Source organism: Pseudonocardia thermophila, assembly GCF_900142365.1.
Taxonomy (GTDB): Bacteria; Actinomycetota; Actinomycetes; order Mycobacteriales; family Pseudonocardiaceae; genus Pseudonocardia; species Pseudonocardia thermophila.
Window position 1 is genome coordinate 21,874 of the sequence record NZ_FRAP01000035.1, and the last position, 6,121, is coordinate 27,994.

7 protein-coding genes are annotated in these 6,121 nt (G+C 69.3%); all 7 read left to right on the forward strand.

What is annotated here, in order from left to right:
* Positions 1-3,105 carry a tail fiber domain-containing protein gene (locus BUE41_RS29150; RefSeq protein WP_159444992.1) on the forward strand — a complete coding sequence of 1,035 codons (3,105 nt, stop codon included), beginning with the start codon at positions 1-3 and terminating at the stop codon, positions 3,103-3,105.
* Between the two features lie 102 nt (positions 3,106-3,207).
* Entirely contained in the window at positions 3,208-3,555 is a 348-nt protein-coding gene (locus tag BUE41_RS29155) for a hypothetical protein (protein ID WP_143172442.1), read from the forward strand.
* Positions 3,556-3,578: 23 nt separating this feature from the next.
* Positions 3,579-3,836 carry a hypothetical protein gene (locus tag BUE41_RS29160; RefSeq protein ID WP_073460579.1) on the forward strand — a complete coding sequence of 86 codons (258 nt, stop codon included), beginning with the start codon at positions 3,579-3,581 and terminating at the stop codon, positions 3,834-3,836.
* Between the two features lie 49 nt (positions 3,837-3,885).
* Positions 3,886-5,034: a glycoside hydrolase family protein gene (locus tag BUE41_RS29165; protein ID WP_143172443.1), complete on the forward strand. Its 1,149-nt coding sequence runs from the start codon at positions 3,886-3,888 to the stop codon at positions 5,032-5,034.
* The gene (locus BUE41_RS29170; protein ID WP_143172444.1) at positions 5,034-5,258 is read left to right on the forward strand and encodes a hypothetical protein; all 225 of its coding nucleotides are present in this window, start codon (positions 5,034-5,036) and stop codon (positions 5,256-5,258) included. Before BUE41_RS29165 ends, BUE41_RS29170 begins: the two co-directional genes overlap by 1 nt.
* Positions 5,258-5,596, forward strand: a complete 339-nt coding sequence (locus tag BUE41_RS29175) for a hypothetical protein (protein ID WP_073460582.1) — start codon at positions 5,258-5,260, stop codon at positions 5,594-5,596. Before BUE41_RS29170 ends, BUE41_RS29175 begins: the two co-directional genes overlap by 1 nt.
* Positions 5,597-5,651: 55 nt before the next feature.
* The coding region (locus tag BUE41_RS29180) for a hypothetical protein (RefSeq protein WP_143172445.1) at positions 5,652-6,121 on the forward strand (470 nt) is incomplete at its 3' end.

Below are 6,121 nucleotides of genomic sequence, written 5' to 3' on the forward strand. Positions count from 1 at the left end.
GTGCCCGCACCGGCCGCCCCGCCTGCTCCGCGGCTGGTGCAGATCCTGCGCCCCACCACGATCCCCGCTCCGGGCGACGCGCCTTGGGCGCCGACGATCCGGCAAACCCCGCGGCCGCCGCTGCGCATCGACTTCTGGGCGGTCGACGACGACGGCAGCCTGCTGTGCCCGCTGCCCAGCCCGGTGTCGTGGCAGATCTCGCTGATCCCCGGCGAGCCCGGTGCGGTGCAGATCGAGTACCCGGTCCACGGGAAGAACTTCCACGTGCTCGACGAGCGGGTCACCGCTGACCGGGACCTTTTTATCCGCATCCGCACCGACGGCACCCACGCGCGCTCGCTCGGCGCGATCCTGCAGTCCCGCGACGGCGACCGAATCGCCGAGTCCGGCACGGTGAAGTTCTACGGCTCATTCCACACCGTGCAGCTGGACGAGGCCCGGATCCTCTACAACGCCGAGGACCCCAAGGGCGAGATCCGGTTCGCCGCCGCTACCGCCGGCGAGATCATGGACTGGCTGCTCACCTCGGTACAGGCGGCCGGCTACCTGAAGGCCGGCACCAAGGGCCGCGCGGTGGATCTGTGGTGGAGGTTCACGGGCACCCAGGACTCCAATGGCACCCCGTGGCCGAACGACGGCAAGGTGTCCCCGACCTGGGCGCCGGGCAAGACCCTGCTGGAGGTTGCGCAGCAGCTGCGCGACTGGGGGTTGTGCGAGTTCGAGGTCACCACCGATCACGAGGTCCGGCTGTACGTGCCCGAAACCGTCGGCACCGATCACACCTTGTCGGACCCGCCGATCGTGCTGCGCCGCGGCCGTGATCTCGTCGAGGCACCGCGGAAGACGGACGTGCGTAGCGCGGTGACTGACATCGCCGTGGTCGGCAAGGAAGGCGTGCACACCACGGTGACCGACTCGTCTGCGATCGCGCGGCGGGGCCGCAAGATCGCCGGGTTCGTGTCGGAAGGCAACATCGCCGACAACAGCTCGGCGACCGCGCTCGGGCAGCTGCACCTGCAGCGCGGGGTGCGTGGCCTGGACAGCTGGACGCACAACCTGAGCTTTGATCAGCGCCGACCCACCCCGCTGCGGGAGTTCTGGCCCGCCGACTGGGTGTACAGCGACACCGCGAAGTCGCTGGAGCGCAAGCGCATCGGGCAGCTCACGATCGAGCAGCGCCCGGGGTCGAGCACCTACGGCGGCGGCGTGGTGCTCGGCGACCTGATCACCGACCGCGACGTCGCGTTGCAGCGGCAGATCAACAAGTTGAAGAGCGGCGCCACGGTGCCCGGGGTGAGCGACCCCACTTTGAGCGACGACCTCGCCCCGGCCACGCCGACCGGGGTGACGGCGTCGTCGATCGCTTACAAGGACGGGATGGACACCTACGCCACGCTGATCGTCAGCTGGCAGGCGGTGACCACGAACGTCGACGGGTCGGCCGCGACGGACATCGCCGGCTACCGGGTGCGGTGGATCCTCGCGAACGATTTGAGCGGCGGCTGGGTGCTCGCCGCGGACACCCCGGAAACCTCGGTGAGCTTCGGCGGGGTCGCCGCCGGTGCCGAGGTGTTCGTGCAGGTCGCGGCCTATGACCGGGACGGTAACCAGTCGGCGTGGTCGCCGAGCTACGCGATCGAGACCGAGACCGACACCACCGCCCCGCCGGCGCCGTCGGCCCCGCTGGTGCACAACCAGATGGGGCTTTTGATGGCGACGTGGGACGGGCTCGACGAGGACGGCGCGCCGATGCCGGCGGATTTCCGGTTCGTCGAGGTGCACGTGTCCATCGAGTCCGATTTCGACCCGGATGAGACCACCCTGTACGACCGGCTGCACGGCCCGGGCACGATGCCGATCACCCGCCCTGACGGAGTGTCCGAGGCGGGCTGGTACGGGGTTACCCGCTACGTGAAGCTGGTCGCGGTGGACTGGACCTCCCCGACGCCGAACAGGTCCGAGCCGTCCGCGCAAGGTTCGGGCACGCCAGCGCGGGTGCTGGAGCCCGACATCTTCGACGGTGCCGTGGGGACGGCGAAGCTGGCCGACCTCGCGGTGTCGAGCGCGAAGATCCAGCTGCTGGCGGTCAACAACGCCCACATCCAGGACCTGAACGTTGGCAAATTGACGGCGGGCACGTTCACTGCCGCGCTGACGCTGTCCGGCATCTTCCGCACCGGCACCACCGGGGCGCGAGGGGAGTGGGATTCGACGAGTTTCCGCATGTACAACTCCGCGGGCGTCCAGACGATCGGGCTGGTGCCGGGTGGCGTCAGCTTCATCACCGGCGAGTTCCGCACTGCCCTGAGCGGGCAGCGGATGGTGATGAATCCGGGCGGGTCGGTACCGGACGAGATCCGCGTCTACCCGAGCGCGTCCGGCGACTACGCGCGCATCATGGCCCGGACCGCCCCGCTGGACGGGTCGGCGGCGATCTTGATCGACGGCGGCGCCTCGACCGGGCAGCCGCGTGGCCGCGTGGGGGCGTACCGTTTTGAGTCTTTCCTGAGTTTCGTCACGAACGACGCCGGCGGCGACACCAGTGCGGGCTATTCGCTGTCCGCGGTGTCGGTGACTCAGAACCTCGTCAACACCTGGTATCAGGGCGCGGCCCACTTCACCCGATACAGCGGGCAATTCCCGGTGGCCGGAACAAAAGTGATCATCTCGTCGGTCCCTCGTGCCGGCTCCCAACGGTCCACCGTGATCGGTGATGACCAGGACTGCGGGATTCGGTTCGATGCTGGTGCCGCGAACATTGTCAAGGCCGACGGCCTCACCTTCGCACCCCTGCTGTGTGAAGACCTGGCGGAGATGTCGTCGCGGACGAGGAAGACCGACGAGGCACCGATCTACAAGCCGGCCGACGAGGTGGTGCGGGCGGTTGAGTCCAAGCAGTGGCGGTACCGACGCGACGGCAAACCTGATCCCCGACTGCGGTTCGGGCCGATGGCCGAGGACTTGGCGGCTGTCATGCCAGAGCTAGTAACCGAAGTCTCAGGCGAGACCACCGTGTCCGTCAACAGCTTGTCCGGCGTTCTGTGGGAGGCGGTGCGGCGCGCGCTGATGCGGATCGAGGCTCTGGAGGAGCGGCTGGCCGCGTGAGCACTCGCGTCTGCGATCTGGTCACCGTGGCGGCGACGTAGACCTGCGCGTATGGCTCAGATCTTCATCAACTCTCTGCGGGCTGCCTCTTCCCCTTCAGTGGTGGCCGTCTACGAGTGGGACGACGACGACCAGGCGCTGCTCGACTACATCGCCGAGTACAAGAACACGAGCTACGCGCAGGACCACTACGTCGACCGCAGCGGTCCGGCGCCCGAGCTGAAATGGCAGCGCTACAACTTCACATACGACCCGATTGGCGGGAACTACACCTACCAGCCGAGCGGGAACTGGGGATCGCTAGAGCTGGTCATCGGCGACTGGATCCAGGCCGCGCAGTACCTCGTTGACTGGGGCCCGGCCGTGTGGGACAAGCCGTACTACTTCAAGTGCGACGAGGCCGGAAGGGCGTTCTCCATCGACGACCTCGTGGTGCCGCCGTCATCGTGACCACCAACCCACCCGATGAAGTCGTGACCCGGGCACAGCTGCTGCACGAGCAGCGCGGTCACCCTGGGTCCGGGCACCTGTGCGGCCGCTGCCTCGCCGACGCGTCGGGGGCGTCGACGAGGACCGGCCGGCACGCGCTGCTCGACACCACCACCGAGCCTGAGCGGAGCGACCCCGACAAGCCACGCTCGACAGCCGCGCTGTGGCTACGCCTCGGCGAGGTGCTGCTCGCCGTCGCCCTCGTCGCGGCCGCGTGCCCGGCCAACCCCTGGTGGCCCTAGCGGTCTCGATCTGGCCGTACCCGTCGGCCGCGGTACTTATCGTGGCAACGTGACCTGTCGAATACTGGCTGTTCTGGTCTCTGTGCTCGCCCTCATTGCCTGCACCGCAGCCACCACCGCACCCACCGCGAGCGAGCACGCGGACGCGCCGGTCGCTCCAGCGCAGGCGCCAGCCACGCCACCACAGTCGATCACCATCACCGGTGTCGACCTGCACGACGGCACGGTCCTTCGGCACGGCGACACCTACTACCTGTACGGCACCATGTACGGCTGCGGCTTCCACTGGGGCGACCCCGGCACGCCGTGGTGCGGGTTCGGGGTGTCCACCGCCCCGAGCCTTGCAGGGCCGTGGTCGCAGCCGACGCTGCTGTTCGACCCGGATACCGCAGCGCCCGGCACTGGGAAGACATTCCGGGAGCTGTGCCGCCTGTACGGAGCTGGCTGTTTCAACCCGCGCGTTGTCCAGCGGGCGGGCTGGGGCCCGAACGACGGGGCGTGGATCCTGTGGTTCAACGCCCCCGCCGACTTCACCATGCGCCGCGCGAACGCGTACTGGGTGATGGGCGGTAACAACCCGGCTGGCCCTTTCGGGCCTCAGGCTGGGCCGCCGTTCGGGTCGGTGAACAAGCCGGCCTTGTGGAGCTGCCACGACAACGGCGACTTCTCCCTGGTACTCGACAACCCGAGGCCGCCGATGCTGCTGTGCACCATGGCCGACCAAACCCTCGCCGCGGAGCGGCTGGACCAGTGGGGGACCGGAGGGCAGCCCGGCCAGCCGAAGCGGCACCAGCTCGCCGGAGCGACGAGGGCGGAGGCTCCCGGCGCCTACCGTGATCCCGCCACCGGCGTGTGGATCATGACGTGGAACGAGCTGAACTGCGGCTACTGCTCGGGCGCTCCGACGAGCTACGCCACCGCACCCACGGTCGATGGCCCCTGGACGAGCCCGGCGACCGTCAACTCGCAATGGGGGTCGACACCGCTCGGCCGGCGGGGGATCTCCGCCACGTCGTGCGGTGGGCAGCCGAGAACTGTTTTCGAGGTCGACGGCGCCGCCTACCAGCTGATCGACCTGTGGGGCGCGGGCGGGAACCAAACGGGTGCCGGTATCCACTTTGAGCGGCTGGAGTACCGCGGCGAAGGCGCCCCGAATCAGCCGCACCAGCCTTTCACCCCGTGGAGGTGCGGAGCCTGATGGCAGAACAAGCGCTTCCCAGCGCAGAGGACGGCGTGCTGCGGCCCGACGTGTCACGTGTGGTCGCCCGCCTGGAGGCGATCATCGGGCAGCAGACCAGCAAGATCGTGCAGTACGAGACGGTGATCGAACAGCTGCAGCAGACGATCACCGACCAGGCCGCGGAGATCGCCCGGTTGAAGCTGCCGCCGGAGCGGGCCCCGCAGAACGGGACGCCAAGCTGATGTGGATCGAAGACTCTGCGTTCCCGTGGCCGTACCACCCGCTGCAGCTGGCCGCTCCACCGCCGCCCGAGGATGAGGGTGCTGCGCAGGGCGAGCCGACCCTGCAACCTGACCTCGACGTGACCGTGCAGGCGTTCCAGGTGCGGCCCCGCACCGCTGCCGCGTGCGCCGAGTGGTGCGGCGGCAGCGTCGAGGTCGTCGACGGCGGGCCTGCGGTGGTCGTGCCCGGTGTCGGGACCGCGCAGCTCGGCGACTACGTACTGCAGGTCGAACCCGGCACCTTCAAGGTCGAACCCGCCGACGGGTTCGCGCAGCGGTACACACCCGCCGCTGCTTGATCGCATACACGCGACTGCACGGGCCGGGCACCCACCACACGCCCACCATGCCAGCGTGACCAGACCGGCAGCGTCCCGCCCGGACGCCCGGCCCGTGCACCTCACGCTCGTGCCGCACCCGGGGACCGACGAGATGAAGCACAGCACCGTACGTGTCTCGCCGCTGTTCGGGCTCGCCCCGGCCGGCGTGCCGCCGTCGGTCGCGGCGTTCGTCGCCCGCACCACGCTGATCGTGATGGCCGCGAACTTCGCCGTCGGTAGCGTGCTGGTGCTCGCCCCGGGCGGTGCGAGCCCGGCGCTGGAATTCCTGCGGCACATCGCGCCGCTGCCTGCGTGGGGGCTCGTGTTCGCGCTCGTCGGCGCGCTCGGCATGCTCGGCCGGCTGGTCATCGCGCACGCTGTGGCGGTCGCGCTGTGGGCATTCCTGGCGCTAGTACTGCAACGGCACTTCATGATCGTGGGGGTTGGTGTCCGCGGCGTCGGTAGTGGGCGGCGCGGGCTTGGTGTTGTCGACGTCGTCGCCAG

Coding starts and splice junctions, on each gene's coding strand:
- BUE41_RS29170 (WP_143172444.1), top strand. CDS start 5,034: ATGGCAGAACAAGCGCTTCCCAGCGCAGAGGACGGCGTGCTGCGGCCC.
- BUE41_RS29175 (WP_073460582.1), top strand. CDS start 5,258: ATGTGGATCGAAGACTCTGCGTTCCCGTGGCCGTACCACCCGCTGCAG.